An 18997-nucleotide genomic window follows, 5' to 3' on the forward strand; every position below is an offset into this window, starting at 1 on the left:
TTGAAAATTTTATTAAACAAATACGCATTGTATATGGTGTTCCGTCTTCTGAAATACTGATTAACACTCATGTTTTTCCATTATGAAAGAAGAATACGGTACTTTCTGCAGGTAAAGCTGAGGTAACAATTCTGCTTCATTTATTAAACATTACTTAATATAAAATAATTACATATATTAAAATTATTGACTTGTTTTGCGATATAAATTTAATATATGTAAACAATGGAGCCGATAATAAAAAAATCTCTATTCCCTCTTTTTTCCTGTTGCAGTATCTTTATCTCTGCCCAGCAACAGATCGTTACAGGAATTGTTTCAGACCATAATCAGCCGCTTCCGGGAGCTGCCGTAAAGGTTGCCGGAACCTCCAGAATCATCATGACCGATTTGGAAGGAAAGTTTTCCGTCAATGATCTGAAACCGGGACATTATGACCTACAGATCTCTTATATTGGTTTTGAAAATCAGAATATTACAATAGATCTGAAGTCTCAGCAGACCATGGATCTGGGAATGATCTCCATGCTTCAGAAACAAAAAAACATTGACGAAGTCATCGTTACGGGATCTCTGAAAAACAGTGAAGCAAGAGCTTTAAATCTTCAGAAAAACGCAATCAATATATCCAACGTTATTGCCTCCGACGGAATCGGAAAATTACCGGACCGAAATGCTGCGGAAACCGTTCAGCGTGTGCAGGGAGTTTCCATAGAAATAGATCAGGGAGAAGGGAGATTTGTTTCTCTGAGGGGATTGCCACCATTCTGGGCATCAACAACCATCAACGGAAACAGGCTTCCCACAGCGGAAGAGGAAACTACATCCAGAGCAACCGCTTTCGATTTTTTTCCGACGGAACTTATCTCTTATGTTCATGTAAATAAATCTTTCACTCCCGATATGGAAGCCGACGGAATCGGAGGCGGCGTGAATTTCATTACGAAAACACCGCCCATGAAAACCGAGTTCAAAGCAACACTGGGAAGCGGTTACAATGCTAAATCTGATAAAGGAGTCTACAACATCGGACTGCTTTACGGCGGAAGAACAAAGGATAAAAAATTCGGGTATTTATTCAATTTTGCACACTTCATCCGAAACTGGTCTACCGATAATTTTGAAGCGAGAAGAAGCGGGGATGAAGGTGTTTTCAGGTTAGAGCTTCGCGATTACAACGGGGTTAGAAAAACGACAGGAATCAACACGGCTTTTGAATATGTGCTGTCTCCAAAAACCACATTTTATCTCAAAGGAATGTATGGAACGCTGTCTGATGATGAAACGCACTACAAACACAGAATCCGTTTTGATAAATTCAGTTCCGCCAACAACACCGCAAGAGTGGAATTGCAGAACATCCATAACCGTCTGATTACAGAATTAACCTCGGTTTCTTTAGGTGCAGTTCATCAGTTAAACAAAGGAAAAATCGACTGGGATCTATCATATTATGACAATAAATTCAGATACGGAAATATTCCTGATAAACAGAACAATTCCTATTATGTTATTAAGTACACTCAATCCGGAGTGGGAATCGATCCGACTTATATTGCCAATCACGGAATAGGTCCGAGGGCTTACTGGAAAGCTGATGGCGGAAAATTGGACTATAAAGATCCGGACGCGTTATTTGGATTCTACAGCGATCGCAATTTTAAAATGGACGCTTCCAGAATGAGATTTACCGATCTGGAATTTTACAAAGTCTTTGTTGAGGAAAAGGATAAAATGGTGGCTGCTTTTAACCATGAGATCAACGCTTCAGATCGTTTAACCTTAAAATACGGTTTCAAATACAGGGATAAAGAACGGAATGCCAGATTCTCCGATATTTTCTACAACTGGAACAACGGAACGGCACCGCTTTTATCAGATTTTGGACAATATATTACGAGTCAGGCGAATGGAACTCAGTATTTAAGCGAAATGAACACCCACATCGGGAATACGTTCGGTCCTGTTCTGTCGACATCGGGAATGGATCAGTTCTGGTTTCAGAATCAGGGAAATTTAAAGATCAATACAGCCGATTCGGAAGCTCTGGAATACAATAAAGCACTCGGAAGAAATTTCGATGTCTTTGAAAAACACGCCGATGCTTACGGAATGGGAACGTATAAAGTGAATGATAAGATCACCATTTTAGGAGGGATCAGATTATCAAATACCAATACGCAAGTAAAAGGATATAATGTAATCAATAATACCCTGATTCCTGTTGAAAACACAAAAAAATATCTTGCCGTTTTGCCGATGCTGCATGTTAAATACACTGTAAATGATAAAATAAATCTGCGTTTTGCCGCTACGAGAACATTTTCCAGACCCAATTTCGGAGATTTAACTCCGGGAGGAACATACAGCGAAGCAGACAACGAATTCAAAGGCGGAAACCCGAATCTGAACCCGACCTATTCTTTAAATTTTGATCTGATGGGAGAGTACTACTTTTCAAACGTAGGAATTCTGAGCGGGGGAGTATTCTATAAATCCATTACAGACCCGATTTTTCAGGATTCTTTCATCGGAAACTACAACGGAATAAACGGCGTACAGTTCACCGCACCGAATAACGGAAAAGCAGCTTCACTAAGCGGAATCGAAATGGGCATCAACAGAAGATTCGATTTTTTACCCGGTTTCCTGCAATATTTCGGAACACAGCTTAACGCCACTTTCATGGATTCTGAAATGGTAAAACCAGGCGGAAGAAAAGTAAAACTACCTTATCAGGCAAAAGAATTATACAATGTTCAGTTGTTTTTCGAGAAAAAAGGATTCAACGCAAGACTGGCGTACAATTACAAAGGCAAATATGCTGTGGAATATGCGGAAGATGATATCAATGATTCCTACTACGGCAAATACAGCAGTCTGGATTTCGGAGGTTCCTATCAGTTCACCAAACATCTCCTGTTATATGCAGACGTGAACAACATTCTGAATAAACCGCTGATCTACCATTTCGGAAAAGACGAAACCCGTCCCGAACAGGTTGAATATTACGGGGTAAGATGCAATTTGGGAATAAAGCTTAATTTCTAACCGGATCACCATGGTAAAAGCGGTCAATAAAAAAACAGCAGTAACCCTGAAAGCGGCTTTCGCGGCATTTGGAGTGTACTTTTGTATGTATGGTTTCCGGAAACCCTTTACAGTCGCCTCCTTCGAAGAACTTTCTTATTTCGGGATCGATTATAAAGTTTTGATAATCATTGCGCAGGTTATGGGATATTTTATCTCAAAATTTCTTGGAATTAAGTTTATTTCAGAACTAAAGCCGGAAAAAAGGATCTTCTATTTATTCATCTTTATTGCAGTTGCAGAAATTGCTTTGCTGGGTTTTGCCGTCATTCCCGCTCCGTACAATATTCTTTGTATGTTCATTAACGGGATTCCGCTCGGGATGATCTGGGGAATCGTGTTTTCTTATATTGAAGGAAGAAAGACAACGGAAATCATCGGTTTGTTTTTGTGTTCGAGCTTTGTGGTTTCTTCAGGATTTACAAAATCCGCAGGAAAGTTTTTAATGGATACTTTCCATATTTCAGAATTCTGGATGCCTTTTTCTGCAGGATTGTTATTCTTCATTCCGTTGCTCATATTCGGACTGATGCTGGAAAAACTTCCGCAACCTACGGAAGAAGACATTCTGTTAAAAAACAAAAGAGAGCCGCTTAATAAAGCAGAAAGAAAAAAAATCATTCAGCAGTTTCTGGTTCCGATGGTCTGCATTACATTGTTGTACGTAAGTCTTACGGTTTTAAGGGACTTCAGAGATAATTTCAACCGCGAGATCTGGGATAATCTGCACATCAGATTCAGCAGTTCTGTCTTTACCTTAACGGAAATTCCGATTGCTGTTATGGTGCTTCTAATCTTAGGTTTTATGGTAAAGATCAAAAACAACAGAAAAGCTTTTGCCTGGTATCATTATCTTCTTTTTGGAGGGATTTTAATCGTAGGTTTTTCAACTTTTTTATTTGAAATCAAAGTTATATCGCCTTTTTTATGGATGGTTCTTTCAGGTTTCGGAATGTACCTCTGTTATATCCCGTTCAACGGAATGTATTTCGACAGGATGATTGCTGCTTTCAATATCAGAGGAAATGTAGGATTTCTGATCTATCTCGTAGATTCTTTCGGGTATCTGGGAAGCGTTCTGATTCTGCTTTACAAAAATTTCGGCTCACCGCAGACTTCATGGCTGAATTTTTATATCCGGTTAAACTACATCATCGTAGCCATTGTGCTGGTTTCTTCCTTCATTGCATTGGTCGGATTCAGAAGAAAATCAGGGAAAAATGAAATCAATAACCAACCGTACATCAATTTCGATCCTTCGAAAAGTATATAAATTATAGTAAAAATGACAACAAAATTTGATTTAATCGTTGTAGGAGGAGGCATTTTAGGAACCTTTCATGCCTATCATGCGCTGAAAAAAGGACTTAAAGTCGCTTTAATAGAGAAAAATTCGGTTCCTCAAGGAGCAACAGTAAGAAATTTCGGGCAGGTCGTACCTTCCGGAATGGATCTCAAATGGCAGAACTTCGGAAGAGAAAGTTTAGCCATGTATAACGAACTTCAGCTTCAGGCTGATTTAACGGTACGAAAAAACGGTTCGGTCTATATCGCATCCAATGACGAAGAGCTTCAGCTAATTAACGAGCTGCATGAAATCAATAAAAATAATGATTATGAATCTGTTCTTCTTTCAAAAAGCGAATGCATCAGCAAATTTGATGGTCTTCGTTCAGATTACTGCAAAGGCGGATTGTTTTTCCCTCAGGAATTATCGGTAGATTCTGCTGAAATGATTGTAAAATTTCACCGGTTCCTACAGGAAAAACTGGATCTTAAAATTTTCTATAACACAACCATTGTTGAAACCCATGAAAATGACGGAGAATGTATTGCCATCACCGCAGCCGGAACAGCACTGATGGCTTCAAAAATAGTCATCTGCGGAGGACATGAATTTAAAACGTTATATCCCGAAGTTTTTAACGAAAGTGATCTCGAAGTAAGCAAACTGCAGATGCTTCAGACAAAACCACAGGGAATTTATGCGCTTCAGGGAAATATTCTCACCGGACTTTCCATCAGAAGGTATGAATCCTTTGAAGAATGTCCGTCTTTCAAAAAAATCAAATCAATGGAAGACCCGAATTCCTTTGAGAAAAAATACGGAGTCCATATTTTATTCAAACAGGCTTTGGACGGTTCGGTTATTTTAGGAGATTCCCATGAATATGCAGATGCTAAAAATGCAGATGATTTAGGATTTGAACTGAATATGGAAATAGATGAATTTATGATTAATGAAGCAAAGAAAATCATAGATCTTCCGACCTATGAAATCCAGAGAAGATGGTTTGGAGTGTATTCCCAGTGCAAAACAAAAGATATTTTCGAGCACAGTCCGTCTCCCAACATTCATATTGTAACGGGAATCGGAGGAAAGGGAATGACGGGAAGCGGAGGCTTTTCAAAATTTAATATAGATAAAATTTACGCATAAAATTAAATGAAGAACATAGAATTACTGGTTCTGGATATGGCTGGAACCACCATTGATGAAGATAACGTGGTATATAAAACGTTAATGAAAGCAGTGAATGATTACGGATACAACGTTTCTCTGGAAAAAGTGTTATTAAGCTGCGCCGGAATGGAAAAACTGGAAGCAATCAGCAGTCTGTTAAAAGAAATAGGCGGAAATGAAGAAGACGCGGCTGCCATTTTTGAAAACTTTTCGGATCAGTTAAAAGCAGCCTATCAGAATTTAGAGGTAAAACCCATTAACGGCGTTGAAAATTTCCTCATCAAGATGAGATCTCAGGATAAAAAGATTGTTTTAAATACTGGCTATACTTCCGAAATTGCCCAACAGCTTTTGGAAAAACTAGGCTGGAAAAAAAATGCCCACTTTGATGCTTTAATTACAGCCGACGATGTTTCGGAAAGCCGGCCGAGCCCGGAAATGATTCTTCTGGCTATGAAAAAATTTAATATTCATGAACCTGAAAAAGTTTTAAAAGCAGGAGATTCTGTCATTGATATCGAAGAAGGCAAAAATGCAGGCTGCGGAGTTACGGTAGCTGTTCTTTCCGGAGCACAGAGCAAGGCTGAACTGGAAAAATCCAATCCCGATTATATTTTTAACACAATTTCTGAGGCTGAACGATTTTTTTACTAAAAACTTGTTTTAACTGAATGGATATAACCATCGCAAAGGCGCAAATTATTCATCAAATACGGTTTTGTCTTAAGGCGCAAAGATTTTATCTACGATAAAATTAAGCATATTCCCTATTGAAAATCTTTGATTTTCTTGCGCCTTAAAGATTTGAGACGAATAAAAATCTTGCATCTTTGCGTTTTCCAACAAGAATATTTTATTTTAAAAAAGTTTAAACAAACTCTAATTCTTTCAAATTACGCTTATCCCAATTCAGCCTCTTTTTTAATTTCTGAAATCCAGGAAATCAACTTTGTCAAAGTTTAAAACTTTGACAAAGTTCCCAAAGTTCCAAACGTCCCTTTTTTAAATTACTCAATCAACCTAAAGTTTGTAAAATCTTAAAATTCAAAACCCACTTATTATTATGAAAACAAAACTATTTTCAATGGCAGTCGTAATGAGCTGTTTTCTCGGAGCTCAGACAAAGAAAGTTCTTTTCATCGGGATCGACGGTTGTCGGGCGGATGTTATGATGTCTTCCGGTACGCCGAACATTCATGCACTGGCAGATCAGTCAATTTATTCTTTAGACGGACTCTGTGCTGCAATTACTTTGAGCGGAAACGGCTGGAGCACGATGCTTACAGGAGTCTGGCATACGAAACACAATGTGCAGGATAATAATTTTACCAGTCCTAATTATGCAAATTACCCTGACTTTTTAACGAGAGCAGAAGCGTATAATCCCAATTTAAGAACCATTTCTCTGGCTCATTGGGCTCCGGTTAACAATACCATTATTCAAAATGCCGATGTAAAGACAAATTTCACAACGGATCTTGCGGTGAAAAATGCGGCTGTAAATGCACTGCAAAATGATAATCCGGACATTTTATTTATTGATTTTGATGATGTGGATCACGCCGGACATTCTTATGGTTTTTCGTCTTCTGTACCGCAGTATGTTTCTGCCATACAAACCATCGACACGTACATCGGAGAAATTGTAAACGCCATGAAAAACAGATCAACGTACAGTAATGAAGACTGGCTTGTTGTTTTAACCACGGATCACGGCGCGGTAGATAACGGGCATGGAGGCGGAAATCTTTCGGAAAGGAATATTTTTACCATTTATTCTAATCCTAATTTTACTCCTCAGCAAATCAGCAGAACCATTTCAGAGTCTTCTAAAACGTTCAATCAGCTCAATCTTCCGGCAGGAACGTATGCAAAACCTGCGAATCAGACTCCATTTGATTTTGGGGCAACTCAGGATTTTACAGTTGAATTCTGGGTGAAACCCAATGTTGCGTACACCAGTGATCCTGTAATGATCAGTAATAAAAACTGGGCAAACGGAAAAAATAAAGGTTTTGTAATTTCAGGATATTCCGGACAGACTTTTAAAATGAATATCGGCGACGGAATCAACAGGATTGATCTTGTGGGTGGGAAAATGGAACTCAATACATGGAAGCACATTGCTGTAAGTTTCGACAGAGACGGACTTGTAACAATGTATGAAGATGGTGTTCCCGTAACTTTTGCAAAAATGAACACCATTGGAAATATTGATTCGGGACTTCCGTTTACGATCAATCAGGACGGGACGAACACCTACAGTCCAACGCTTGCAGCTTCTTATAGAGACATCAGAGTGTGGAAATCTGCGCTTCCGAACGAGGTTATCGTGAATTGGGCAAATCAGGATATTACGGCTTCGCATCCTTATTATTCTCAATTGGTTGCCAACTGGAAATGTGATGAGGTTTCGGGAAATACACTGACAGATTCTGGTTCAAATGCAAACACCGTTACGATTACCGGATCTCCCGCCAGAAATCTGAACACGGTTACTAATTTTAAAATTTATAATTATTTATCGACAACCCGGGAAACAGATCATTTGCCGACTGTATTGAACTGGCTTTGTATTCCCGTTCAGCCATCTTGGGGAATTGATGGGGTCAACAGAATTCCGCTATGTGCCAACGGAAGCTTATCTGCTGAAGAAAAGGAGATTACAACGAATGATTTTATGATTTATCCCAATCCTTCGAATCAGGAGGTAAATATAAAATTAAAATCAAAGGAAAAGGAAATGAAGATTGAAATTATTGATGCGAAAGGATCATTGGTTTTATCAAAAAATGTCAATTTTTACAACAATGATTACCATGAAAAATTAAATGTCGGTCATTTTCCGGCTGGGATTTATTTCATAAAAATAACAGGAAAAGGAAAGTCGCTTACCAAAACATTGATAAAACAATAGTACAGAGATAATTTTTACTTAAGAAGGCTTCCGTTTTTATACCGGAAGTTTTCTTTTGATCTGAAAATTTCATCTTCATATTTTAGAATAACTATAAATTATCAGCTTAAAATAATGTAATTCAGGAGCTTGTAAATGTATTTAAAGGTTTTGGCTAAAAATAAAAACTTCTCGGAACCATTTTTGTATCCATAGATTTATAATCACAAAAAATATCTATTATGAATACCAAAAGACTTTCCGATTCCATTGAAAAAGCATTAAGCGACCAGATGAACAAAGAAATTCACGCTTCACATACCTTTTTATCATACGGAATCTGGGCAGACGACAAAGGATATCAGGGAATTGCCAATTTCCTGTACAGGCACGCTCAGGAAGAAAGAAATCACTCCATCAAATTCATGGAATATGTATTAAACAGAGGTGGAAAGCCGAAAGTAGATGCAATTCCTGCTCCTCCGGCAGATCCGGAATCGCTTACCGATTGTTTTGAAGGGGTGTTCAAACATGAAGTAGATAACACCACTGCCATTTATAAAATCGTAGATATGGCTCTTGAAGAAAAAGACTGGGCAACATGGAACTTTATGCAGTGGTTTGTACAAGAGCAGATTGAAGAGGAAACACTGGCACAGAATCTAATCGACAAACTGAAAATTGCAGGAGGAGACAGAGCTACCGATGAATCTTTATTTACTTTAGATAAAACCTTACAGGAAACTCCGGGAGATGTTCCTTTGGCGCAGGAAGCGACGGGAGATAATCCTTAACAACCTTTTTGAAATTAAATTATTGAAATCCGTCATATTGGTGACGGATTTTTAGTATAGTTTTATTTCTATAGTCAATTTTTAAGTAAATAATTCATTATGTAGAGAATATTATTATATTTGTCTGAATTACAAATAAAAATTACTATGAAAAATTTGAAAAAAATTTCAAGAGAACAGTTAAAACAAGTAAAAGGAGCTGGACCTAATGTTCCTGCCTGTCCTAGAGGATATTTATGGAGATGCGAAGCGATTGGAGTTTGCGATGAAGTATTCGATCAGTGGGATTGTCTTTGCGGATGTTATCCTGTAGATCCTATTCATCCAACACTTCCTTTCCCAAGATAATTGAAACATATCTTTAACAAAATATCCCCGAAGCTTCATGTTTCGGGGATATTTTATTTCAGGAAAGGAAAATAGCTTAGAATTTAAAATAGACAGGGTGGAGGAATTATGCTTTAAAATCACTATCTTTGCACGCTGAAAGTTCAGATCGGAAATAACCTCCGATTTGAACAGTAAACCTTAACCTTAGAATTTTACAATATGAAACCGAAAGGTTCATAGCATTATAAATAAAATAAAAATTTCGTTATGAAATGTGGAATCGTAGGCTTACCGAATGTAGGTAAATCAACTCTTTTTAACTGTCTGAGCAATGCAAAAGCACAGTCGGCAAACTATCCTTTCTGTACCATCGAACCGAATTTGGGGACTGTTTCAGTACCGGATCACAGATTGTTTGAGCTGGAAAAATTGGTAAAACCTGAGAGAGTTTTGCCTGCGGTTGTAGAGATCGTAGATATTGCAGGACTTGTAAAAGGAGCAAGTAAAGGAGAAGGTCTAGGAAACCAGTTCCTTGCCAATATCCGTGAGTGTGAAGCAATTATCCACGTTTTAAGATGTTTTGATAACGGAAATATTGTTCACGTAGAAGGTTCTGTAGATCCGTTAAGAGATAAAGAAATCATTGATATCGAACTTCAGTTGAAAGATCTGGAAACGGTAGGAAAAGCAGTTGAGAAGGCTAAAAAGTTCATCAAATCCGGTAAAAAAGAAGATGTTCTGGCTTATGAAACACTTCAGAGTCTTCAGAAATTTTTAGAAGACGGTAAAAATGCAAGAGAATTTGCAACAGACGATCTTACGAAATCAATTATAGGAGATGTTCAGCTGTTAACCAATAAGCCGGTTCTTTACGTTTGTAACGTGGACGAAAATTCAATAAAGCATGGTAACGAATGGATTGGTAAAATTGAAGAAATGGCTAAAAATGAAGGCGCAGAAGTAGTTGTTTTAGCGGCTCAGATTGAAGCAGATATCAATGAACTGGAAACTTACGAAGAAAGAGAAATTTTCCTTGAAGAACTAGGTCTTACGGAGCCGGGAGTAAACCGACTGATCAGAAAAGCTTATGATCTATTGAAATTACAGACTTATTTCACAGCAGGAGTAAAAGAAGTTAGAGCTTGGACAATCGGAAAAGGATGGACTGCTCCGCAGGCTGCAGGTGTAATTCATACCGACTTTGAAAAAGGGTTCATCCGTGCAGAAGTAATCAAGTATGATGATTACGTAAACTACGGTTCTGAAGTAAAAGTAAAAGAAGCCGGAAAACTTTCTGTAGAAGGAAAAGAGTACATCGTAAAAGACGGTGATATCATGCACTTCAGATTCAACGTATAAGAATAAAGTATTAAAGTTAGTTATATTGAAAAACGCTCCGGAGCATTGCTTCGAAGCGTTTTTATTTATTTTAATAGCTTATAAATCAATGAGTTGACATTTTAATTCTACACAGCCAATACCATATTTAAGACATTCTTTGGTAAAAGGATCTGTGCATATTTCTTTTCCGCCAGTAATAGATTTTAACTGTTTTTTATTCAGTTTCTTTCCGTTTTGTAACTTTTGATTTTTCATAATGATGATTTTAAAGGATTAAGGAAGTTCGAAACATTCAGGTTCTGCACAACGTCTGCCATAAGCTTTACAAAGTCCTGTTTCCGGATCAACACATTGCTGTAGTCCGCCTTTGATGGATCTTAGCTGCTTATTATTAAGCTTTTTTCCATTTGATAGATTTTGATTTTTCATATAAGACATAATTTTAATTTGGTAATTACTAATTTATAAAATATTTCAATATAAATCACTTTGGTTTGATAAATTTATAAAATTATTGTTGTGAATTTCAGAAAGAATATTCCGTACATTTGAATTTTACAAATTCTTAGGTATGGAAAAAATGCAGCATACTTCTTACACTTCGCTGGATGATTTTTACAGAGAAATGACCGCGAAACTCGGAACAGATCTCGAAACCATTTTTCCGAAAGGGCTTCATAAAGAAATTGGTCATTTCAATGTTTTTGATATCGCCAAAATGATTGAAAAAATCAAAACAACCTCCGAAATGCCTTATAACAGAAGAAAATATTACAAGATAAGCTTAATAAGAGGCAGAAACAGAGCGGAATATGCAGATAAAATTATTCAGATAAAAGGGAATGCACTTTTATTTGCGACTCCTAAAGTTCCTTATCACTGGATTCCCGAAGATCCTTTCCAGTCGGGGAGTTTCTGCGTTTTTACGGAAGATTTTTTTATTAAGGATAAATCACACAATACGCTTGAAGATTTACCGATCTTTCAGCCGGGAAATGTTCCTCTTTTTGAAATTGAGGATGATTTGGCAGACGAAATTGAACTCCTGTTTGATAAGATGAAAAAAGAAATTAATTCCGATTATATTTTTAAGTATGATCTTATCCGAAATTATGTTCTGGAGCTTATTCATTATGGACAAAAGTTGCAGCCGGCTTCAAAATTATCAACGTCAAATGATGCTTCACTGCGTGTTGTTTCGCTGTTTATCGAACTGTTGGAAAGGCAGTTTCCCATAGAATCGTCGGATCAGAGACTGCAGCTGAAAACGGCAAAAGATTATGCAGACCGATTGGCGGTTCACGTAAATTATTTAAATAAAAAACTGAAAGAAAGTACAGGAAAAACCACTACGGAAATTATTGCAGAAAGGGTTATTCAGGAAGCAAAAATACTTCTGAAACAGACAAAATGGAACGTTTCCGAGATTTCATATGCTTTGGGATTTGAAGAGATTGCACACTTCTCTAACTTTTTCAAAAAGAAAACATCTCTCGCTCCTTTGGAATTCCGGTCATGATTTGAATTTTGCAAATTTAAGTTTGAATAAAGCAAACGCCTGAACCGTAAATTATCTGAACTTTGTCTCATTAAAATAAATCATTAAATAATGGAAACAAGAAGAAAAATTGCCCTAATTACGGGTGGAAGCAGAGGATTAGGAAGAAATTCTGCTATTAAAATTGCCCAGAAAGGTCTTGATGTGATTTTAACTTACAGAACCAATAAGGAAGAAGCGGATAGGGTAGTAGAAGAAATTCAGTCTTTAGGACAAAAAGCAATTGCTTATCAACTGGATACAAAAGAGGTGAAAAGTTTTGATGCTTTTGTAAAAACGGTCGGAGATCATCTTGAAGAAAATACAGGCAGCCGAAATATCGATTATCTCATCAACAATGCAGGAACAGCTTTATATTGCCCGATTCCGGAGGTTACTGAAGAGCAGTTGGACGATATGGTGAATATTCATTTCAAGGGAGTATTTTTTCTGACTCAGAAATTTTTGCCTTTTATGAACGAAGGTGGTGGAATCATCAACGTTTCTTCAGGTTTGGCAAGGTTTGCATTACCCGGATCTTCCGTTTATGGCTCTATGAAGGCAGCGATTGATATGCTGACAAAATATCAGGCAAAAGAATTGGGTGCAAGAAAAATTAAATCTAATGTTGTGGCTCCCGGTGCTATTGAAACAGATTTCGGCGGAGGAAGAACAAGAGATGATAAAAATATCAATACTATGGTTGCCAATAATACCGCTTTAGGAAGAGCAGGAGTTCCCGACGATATCGGTGGAATAGTGGCTTTCCTGTGTACCGAAGAGGCAAGATGGATCAACGGACAGAGAATTGAAGCTTCCGGAGGTATGTTTTTGTAGTGTTTAAACTTTTTAAAGCAAAAGATACAAAAGATTGTAACACCTTGGTTTTTTAAGTTTACTACTTAAATGGAAAAAAGGAGCACATAAGTTTAAAAAAATCAAAGATTTTTTCTCTTTGCAGACTTTGAAATACTTTAAATAAATGCATTAAAGTCTTTTGCATCTTTTGCGGTTAAATTTAAAATGAGTTTAAACTTTATGATAAATTGCGTATAATCTTTTTGTAATGTTTAAATTAAAAACTGGTGACAGAAATTATCAATGTCACCAGTTTTTTTATTTTTTTGAAATCTTTATAGTTTGCTAAATCAACGAAATTACAGTTTAGACAAATTCTCCAAAGCTCTTTCCAAAGTTTCCTGCTTCTTCGCAAAACATAGACGGATTACATTTTCATTCAGCTTATTTTTATAAAAAGAAGAAAAAGGAACACTTGCCACCTTATGATTAATCGTGAGTTCGTGCGCGAAATCAAGATCATTTTTGTCAGAAATGTTATCATATTTTAAAGCCTGAAAATACGTTCCTTCGCAATCCAGTAATTCAAAAGAAGTATTGGCTAAACCCTGTCTTAAAAAATCTCTTTTTTCCTGAAAGAATTGATTCAGCTGATTATAATGATCCGGATTTTTCATATATTCCGCCAAAGCAAGCTGCATCGGTGTATTCACGGAGAAAACATTAAACTGGTGTATTTTTCTGAATTCATCCGTCAGATATTTCGGAGCCGCACAATAGCCTATTTTCCACCCGGTCACATGAAACAGTTTTCCGAATGAAGCCACTAAAAGGCTTCTGTTTTTCAGTTCGGGATATTTGCAGATGCTTAAATGCTGTTTTCCGTCAAAAACAATATTTTCATACACTTCATCACTTAAAATCAGTATAGAAGTTCCTTCCACAATTTTAATTAATTCCTGAATGTCATGTTCCTTTAAAATCTTTCCGGAAGGATTGTTCGGGTTATTCAGGATGATCATTTTGGTTTTTTCCGAAACTAAACTTTTTACCACATTCCAGTCGATTTCATAATCGGGAGCTTTCATTTCGAAACGCTTTACGATTCCCCCGAAAAGTTCTACCGTAGGTTCATAACAGTCGTAAGCCGGTTCAAAAATAATGACCTCATCTTCTTTCTTTACAAAAGTCGCAATTGCAGTGAAAATAGCCTGAGTTCCGCCTGCGGTAACGGTAATTTCAGAATCCGGATGATATACTGCCTGATGAGAATTTTCTATTTTTCCGGCAATTTCTTCCTTCAAACCAATCATTCCGCCCATCGGTGCATACTGATTAAAGCCTTTTTTAATGAAATGATTCACATGATCCAGCAATTCGGAGTCCGGCATAAAATCGGGAAAACCCTGCGATAGATTGATGGCTTCATTTTCATTGGCAAGCTGCGTCATCTGGCTGAAAATCGTAGTTCCTACATTGGAAAGTTTGGATAAAGGAAGTTGTATCATTAAGGATTGTTTTTTTTCTTGTATCGAATTTAATTTATTTTTTACAATCAAGAGAGATTTATTGGCTTAAATTAACCACAAAACGCAAAAAGATATTTTATTGGAGCAGGAATTAAATACTTAAAATGTTTTTAAAGAAATACTTCAAAAGAAAAACCACCCGATTTCGGATGGCTTTTTTAAAGATATGAATTGCACTACCTCGTTATGAGCAGTTTCTGCGAAGCCGTTTTAGAAGGCGATTTTATCTCAACAATATAAGTTCCGGGAAGAAGTTGATCCGTATGGAGTCTTATGGATTGTTTCCCGCTGTTCAGCGTTTCAGATTTTTCGGCAGCTATTTTACCTAAAGAACTGATGATTCTTACAGTAATCAATTCTCTTTTTTCAAGGTTCATATTTACGTCTACATAATCTTTTGCAGGATTTGGAGTGAGTTTTGGCGTGTCAGAAGAAAGAGTATTGTCGATTGCCGTATTTGCATTTTTTTGCACTATTGCGGTACTGATATCAAATCCGCCATCCATTACCGTTACCAGCGTAAGCTTTTCATCATCATTTAAATTAACATTAATAGGAACGGATGAAGAAAAATTGCTGAAAGAAACACCTTTTTCCTGTGCGGTAGCATATTCTTTAATCTGGTTGCTGATAAATCCGTTTTTAAAAATTCCGTCGTAAGTAAGTCCGTTTTTAGAAATATGCACGGTTGCGGTATACACCACATCAGGATAAGTTCCGTTCTGTACAGCCTGCTCATTCGCAAGCGCTTCGTCATCCGAAATATTAACGTTTTCTTTAATAACAACTATTTTTACGTTAGAATAAAAATCCGCAGAAGGAGTGATGTTGATTCTTCCGTTCATTTTAGTAACAACCAGTTGATTATTATCGTTCACCGTAACATCACCGGTAATTTCTCCAAAAGAAGTTCCGTTATCTACCAGTTTAGAGAACTTCTTTTCATCTAAGGTATAGCTTCCTGTAAGTCCTGCAGAACCTCTGCCGGAAGAAGTCTGTGTAAGATAAATTCCGCTGGTAAGATGTTCGGCTTTTGCATAACTGTTGTACGCATACGGACCTGTGAAAGAAAGAGTACAGACATTATAAACCTGATCGTAAACCGTTCCGCTTTTGCTGCACATGGCTGTCTGAGGACGGGAACATCCTTTGCTTTCATTAGAACAGGTGGAAGACCATAAACCCACATTTCCATATCCTACAAATTGACCGATACAGTTGTATCCCGTTACATATTTTTTGTAAGAAAGGACAGAGGTCTGAGCCTGAGCGACAAATTTTCTGTGAAAAAATCCGCCGCACCATTTTCTGGTAATCGTAGAAGCATGCGCAGAAACTCCAGCATGTGAGATTAAACCAATGAAAAGGGCTAAAATTAATTTTTGTGATTTTATGATTTGAAAGCTTTTTTGAAGCAGTCCTTCGGTTTTTAGTATTGTTTTCATGATTTTTTATTTTGTGTTTGTTGATCGGTTTATTTCGAAATCAGAAGTTTTTGCGAAGATTTACTGTTCTCAGATTGTATCTCAACAATATAAGTTCCCTGAATCAGTTTTTCAGTATTAATCTTGATGCTTTGCCTTCCGCTTTCTACCGTTTCGGAAGTGTTAATCAGAATCTTTCCGGAAGTATCCATAATTTTAACAGTTACATTTCCTCTTTTGGAAAGATTGGTCTGTACATCAACATAATTTTTTGCGGGATTGGGAACAAGATTGTAATCCGGTTGACTGGCTGTTCCGGACTCTGCTCTTGCTGCATCTGCAACATCTTTCAGCGGAGATTTCAGATTAGCTGAATTTTTGGCATTTCCTCCTTCCGCAGGTTTCGGAACGCAGATCGAAATGCACGTTTTACACTTAGGCAGGTCTCCTTCAAACTGAGTCACACAAACGGTGTAGCTTCCCGGCAGATTATAAGTATGGGATGTTAAAACATTTCCAGAGGTTCCGTCGCCCCAGTCTACTTTATATAAGCTTGGAGAATTGGTACTTTCAAGAAATACCTGAGCCGTAGTGTAATTTCCTGATGTGCTTGTCGTAGTCTGGATTTTAAAGTTGGAATTGCATTCATTGCATCCTTCACAAGGTTTTACACAGATATTGTCGAAATACATTACTTCCTGTTGTGTAGACGTAATATCTGGAGTAATGGAAAGAACCTGAGAATTCATGATGATATTGTCGAAAATTGCCGCATTCACAGGGCTCATCGTCCATGCTCCGTCGGAATTGCTCGGAAGAACACCGCCGCTGGAAAGCTGAATAGGCGCTTTTATACGAACCCATCCGCTTCCGGGAGTTACCGTTACACTTGCAACAAATGTAGCGCTGTTGGTACCGTCGGAAAGCGTGATGTACGGATGATAGGGCAATCCGTAGCCACTGTCGTTATCCAGATAAAAATCAAAATAAAGACACTGTCCTAAAAAATAGTTTCCCAGCTTTTGGTAATCTTTCCAGTTCTGATACCATGATCCTCCCGACTTGTCTTTTATAACAAGAAACTGCGATCCGTCCAGAGGATTCGGAGAACTTACGCCCACGCTTACATTTCCGTTGGGCGCGGCAGCCGGAGCCCAGTTCCCGTAAGGATTTACAGGATCATTAAAGTCTGAACAGGGAGGATTTTGTGCCAAAAGCATTATGTTTCCCAAAAGAAAACAGAAGATTAGAAAATACATTCTTACCATGATGCGAAATTGATTTTATACATCAAAAACCAACAAAAACTTTAAGAATTAATACTTATTGAATACATTTTGGTTTTCACCTTTTTAGCTGTTTAAATTTTCTTGTAGTTAAGACTTTAAAAGTATCACATAAAATAATCTCACACTAAAGTGACTAAGCAAATGTGAACGGATTTTGAGTAAGTGTAGTCTTTTCGTAAATAAATGTATTTACTGCGCAAAAAGTTGCGATGATTTTATGCTTAAATAACTGAATGTTATTGTTTTAATTTTAGTAAAGGAAGAATTTCCTGTTATGTAAGAATCACGGTTTTATGTAAAAATATTCATTCTTACATTAACGCGTTTTCGATAAAGAGAATATAAATTAATAGATAATCAATATTTTGTTTCTGTTAATTGCGTCAGGCTTAAGTTGGGTGTAAAGATTCCAAATCAAAATTGACTCTAACCAAAATTTATATAAGTTTTGGCTAAAGCCAATTGTTTTCTTAATCATTAAAATAGGCTAAATTCCTACTGATATTTTTGTATTGTTTTTACATCGAACTCACGTTACATTAAGCCATTTTATGAAGGAATTCGTTTTTCTTACGGATGGAGACATCCAGAACAGAATTATCCGCCATTACCACCTGTCCGCCTTTTCCTCTAATATATTCTTTCAGATGTTCGAGATTGATGAGATGCTTATGGTGAATTCTAAAAAAATTATACTCTGAAAGGTTCTTCTCAAAATCGCACAGTGTTTTGGAAACCATTACTTTGCTTTTGTCGGAAAGGTAAATAAAAGTATAATTGGAATCGGCTTCACAACGAATGATTTCGTCAACATTCACCCGCTTAAAACCTTGGAGGGTAGGAAGATTGATCTTGTTTTGAAAACCGGAAAAAGGGGAGATTCTGTTTTTTCTGAATTTTTCAAGTGCTTTATTAACGGTGAGCACGAAATCCAGATTTTTTAAAGGTTTGAAGATGTAATGGATAAATCCTCTTTTTATTGCCTGAATAGCAGATTTTTCTGATTCTGTGATAAGAATGATGGAGAAATCATTTTCTTGAAGTTTTTCCAGCATTTCCAGATCATTTTCGTCAAAATAATGAATATCAACGAGTAAAATATTCGTGGAATTTTTGCTGAAGTAATCTGAATCGAAAAGAATACACTTCGTCTGAAGGTCAATTTCGAATTCAGGAAATTCCTTTTTCAGTAATCGGGAAATGTATTTGCCTTCATCTATGTCATCAATGATACAGGCATTCAATTTATTTTTCATGTGAGTTTGGTTTTTGGTTTCAGTTTTAGTGGTAATTACAGAAAGACAGCCATAAGATAATATTTATTGATGTTGTTAAGATTATTAAATTCAAACATAATCAGCTTTAATTTTAACGAAAAAAATAAAATAAAGCAGGTTTTTCACTTGATATTGAATAATGTAAATATAGAATTTCATTATTAATAATGCAATACCTATGAGAATATTTACAAAAAAATGAATCAAAATATTCGGATAATTTTCTTC

Annotated in this window: 16 protein-coding genes; 10 read left to right on the plus strand and 6 right to left on the minus strand. The window is 36.8% G+C overall.

Annotation, left to right across the window (positions count from 1 at the left end):
* The first annotated feature begins 225 nt into the window (after nt 1–225).
* From BW951_RS00125 to ychF, 8 genes are all read left to right on the plus strand, one after another.
* Complete coding sequence (locus tag BW951_RS00125) at nt 226–3051, plus strand: TonB-dependent receptor (protein WP_076389857.1); 2826 nt, start codon at nt 226–228, stop codon at nt 3049–3051.
* A gap of 10 nt (nt 3052–3061) precedes the next feature.
* Nucleotides 3062–4363 (plus strand): DUF5690 family protein, encoded by a 1302-nt coding sequence (locus BW951_RS00130; protein ID WP_076389859.1) that lies wholly within the window; start codon nt 3062–3064, stop codon nt 4361–4363.
* 12 nt (nt 4364–4375) lie between these two features.
* Nucleotides 4376–5530, plus strand: coding sequence for a TIGR03364 family FAD-dependent oxidoreductase (locus BW951_RS00135; RefSeq protein ID WP_076389861.1), 1155 nt, complete (start codon nt 4376–4378; stop codon nt 5528–5530).
* Between the two features lie 6 nt (nt 5531–5536).
* Nucleotides 5537–6208, plus strand: a complete 672-nt coding sequence (locus BW951_RS00140) for a phosphonatase-like hydrolase (RefSeq protein WP_076389863.1) — start codon at nt 5537–5539, stop codon at nt 6206–6208.
* A 409-nt stretch (nt 6209–6617) separates the two neighbouring features.
* Entirely contained in the window at nt 6618–8471 is a 1854-nt protein-coding gene (locus tag BW951_RS00145) for an alkaline phosphatase family protein (protein WP_076389865.1), read from the plus strand.
* Between the two features lie 221 nt (nt 8472–8692).
* Nucleotides 8693–9244 (plus strand): ferritin, encoded by a 552-nt coding sequence (locus BW951_RS00150; protein ID WP_076389867.1) that lies wholly within the window; start codon nt 8693–8695, stop codon nt 9242–9244.
* A 147-nt stretch (nt 9245–9391) separates the two neighbouring features.
* Complete coding sequence (locus tag BW951_RS00155) at nt 9392–9592, plus strand: bacteriocin-like protein (RefSeq protein WP_076389869.1); 201 nt, start codon at nt 9392–9394, stop codon at nt 9590–9592.
* A 249-nt stretch (nt 9593–9841) separates the two neighbouring features.
* Nucleotides 9842–10933 carry a redox-regulated ATPase YchF gene (ychF, locus tag BW951_RS00160; RefSeq protein WP_076389871.1) on the plus strand — a complete coding sequence of 364 codons (1092 nt, stop codon included), beginning with the start codon at nt 9842–9844 and terminating at the stop codon, nt 10931–10933.
* A gap of 78 nt (nt 10934–11011) precedes the next feature.
* Here the strand turns inward: ychF and BW951_RS22480 are convergent, their stop codons facing one another.
* Nucleotides 11012–11170, minus strand: a complete 159-nt coding sequence (locus BW951_RS22480) for a bacteriocin (protein ID WP_123956693.1) — start codon at nt 11168–11170, stop codon at nt 11012–11014.
* Nucleotides 11171–11188: 18 nt separating this feature from the next.
* The gene (locus BW951_RS22485; RefSeq protein ID WP_116098569.1) at nt 11189–11353 is read right to left on the minus strand and encodes a grasp-with-spasm system A modified peptide; all 165 of its coding nucleotides are present in this window, start codon (nt 11351–11353) and stop codon (nt 11189–11191) included.
* Between the two features lie 142 nt (nt 11354–11495).
* Between BW951_RS22485 and BW951_RS00165 the strand changes: the two genes are divergently transcribed.
* A complete protein-coding gene (locus BW951_RS00165) occupies nt 11496–12434 on the plus strand; it encodes a helix-turn-helix domain-containing protein (RefSeq protein WP_420866221.1) in 939 nt (312 codons plus the stop codon).
* Between the two features lie 90 nt (nt 12435–12524).
* A complete protein-coding gene (locus tag BW951_RS00170) occupies nt 12525–13289 on the plus strand; it encodes an SDR family NAD(P)-dependent oxidoreductase (protein ID WP_076389875.1) in 765 nt (254 codons plus the stop codon).
* Between the two features lie 320 nt (nt 13290–13609).
* On the opposite strand, the gene BW951_RS00175 is transcribed toward BW951_RS00170, so the two are convergent.
* The 4 genes from BW951_RS00175 to BW951_RS00190 form a co-directional block, all read right to left on the minus strand.
* Entirely contained in the window at nt 13610–14758 is a 1149-nt protein-coding gene (locus BW951_RS00175) for a methionine aminotransferase (protein ID WP_076390523.1), read from the minus strand.
* A 197-nt stretch (nt 14759–14955) separates the two neighbouring features.
* The gene (locus BW951_RS00180; RefSeq protein WP_076389877.1) at nt 14956–16224 is read right to left on the minus strand and encodes a T9SS type A sorting domain-containing protein; all 1269 of its coding nucleotides are present in this window, start codon (nt 16222–16224) and stop codon (nt 14956–14958) included.
* 29 nt (nt 16225–16253) lie between these two features.
* Nucleotides 16254–17471 (minus strand): T9SS type A sorting domain-containing protein, encoded by a 1218-nt coding sequence (locus BW951_RS00185; RefSeq protein ID WP_076389879.1) that lies wholly within the window; start codon nt 17469–17471, stop codon nt 16254–16256.
* A gap of 560 nt (nt 17472–18031) precedes the next feature.
* On the minus strand, nt 18032–18748 hold the full coding sequence (locus tag BW951_RS00190) for a LytR/AlgR family response regulator transcription factor (protein ID WP_076389881.1): 717 nt from the start codon (nt 18746–18748) through the stop codon (nt 18032–18034).
* Nucleotides 18749–18997 lie beyond the last annotated feature (249 nt).

This window comes from Chryseobacterium gambrini (assembly GCF_900156825.1).
Lineage (GTDB): Bacteria > Bacteroidota > Bacteroidia > Flavobacteriales > Weeksellaceae > Chryseobacterium > Chryseobacterium gambrini.

Coding starts and splice junctions, on each gene's coding strand:
- BW951_RS22485 (WP_116098569.1), bottom strand. CDS start 11,353: ATGTCTTATATGAAAAATCAAAATCTATCAAATGGAAAAAAGCTTAAT.
- BW951_RS00170 (WP_076389875.1), top strand. CDS start 12,525: ATGGAAACAAGAAGAAAAATTGCCCTAATTACGGGTGGAAGCAGAGGA.
- BW951_RS00140 (WP_076389863.1), top strand. CDS start 5,537: ATGAAGAACATAGAATTACTGGTTCTGGATATGGCTGGAACCACCATT.
- BW951_RS00175 (WP_076390523.1), bottom strand. CDS start 14,758: ATGATACAACTTCCTTTATCCAAACTTTCCAATGTAGGAACTACGATT.
- BW951_RS22480 (WP_123956693.1), bottom strand. CDS start 11,170: ATGAAAAATCAAAAGTTACAAAACGGAAAGAAACTGAATAAAAAACAG.
- BW951_RS00165 (WP_420866221.1), top strand. CDS start 11,496: ATGCAGCATACTTCTTACACTTCGCTGGATGATTTTTACAGAGAAATG.
- BW951_RS00180 (WP_076389877.1), bottom strand. CDS start 16,224: ATGAAAACAATACTAAAAACCGAAGGACTGCTTCAAAAAAGCTTTCAA.
- ychF (WP_076389871.1), top strand. CDS start 9,842: ATGAAATGTGGAATCGTAGGCTTACCGAATGTAGGTAAATCAACTCTT.
- BW951_RS00130 (WP_076389859.1), top strand. CDS start 3,062: ATGGTAAAAGCGGTCAATAAAAAAACAGCAGTAACCCTGAAAGCGGCT.
- BW951_RS00125 (WP_076389857.1), top strand. CDS start 226: ATGGAGCCGATAATAAAAAAATCTCTATTCCCTCTTTTTTCCTGTTGC.
- BW951_RS00150 (WP_076389867.1), top strand. CDS start 8,693: ATGAATACCAAAAGACTTTCCGATTCCATTGAAAAAGCATTAAGCGAC.
- BW951_RS00190 (WP_076389881.1), bottom strand. CDS start 18,748: ATGAAAAATAAATTGAATGCCTGTATCATTGATGACATAGATGAAGGC.
- BW951_RS00155 (WP_076389869.1), top strand. CDS start 9,392: ATGAAAAATTTGAAAAAAATTTCAAGAGAACAGTTAAAACAAGTAAAA.
- BW951_RS00185 (WP_076389879.1), bottom strand. CDS start 17,471: ATGGTAAGAATGTATTTTCTAATCTTCTGTTTTCTTTTGGGAAACATA.
- BW951_RS00135 (WP_076389861.1), top strand. CDS start 4,376: ATGACAACAAAATTTGATTTAATCGTTGTAGGAGGAGGCATTTTAGGA.
- BW951_RS00145 (WP_076389865.1), top strand. CDS start 6,618: ATGAAAACAAAACTATTTTCAATGGCAGTCGTAATGAGCTGTTTTCTC.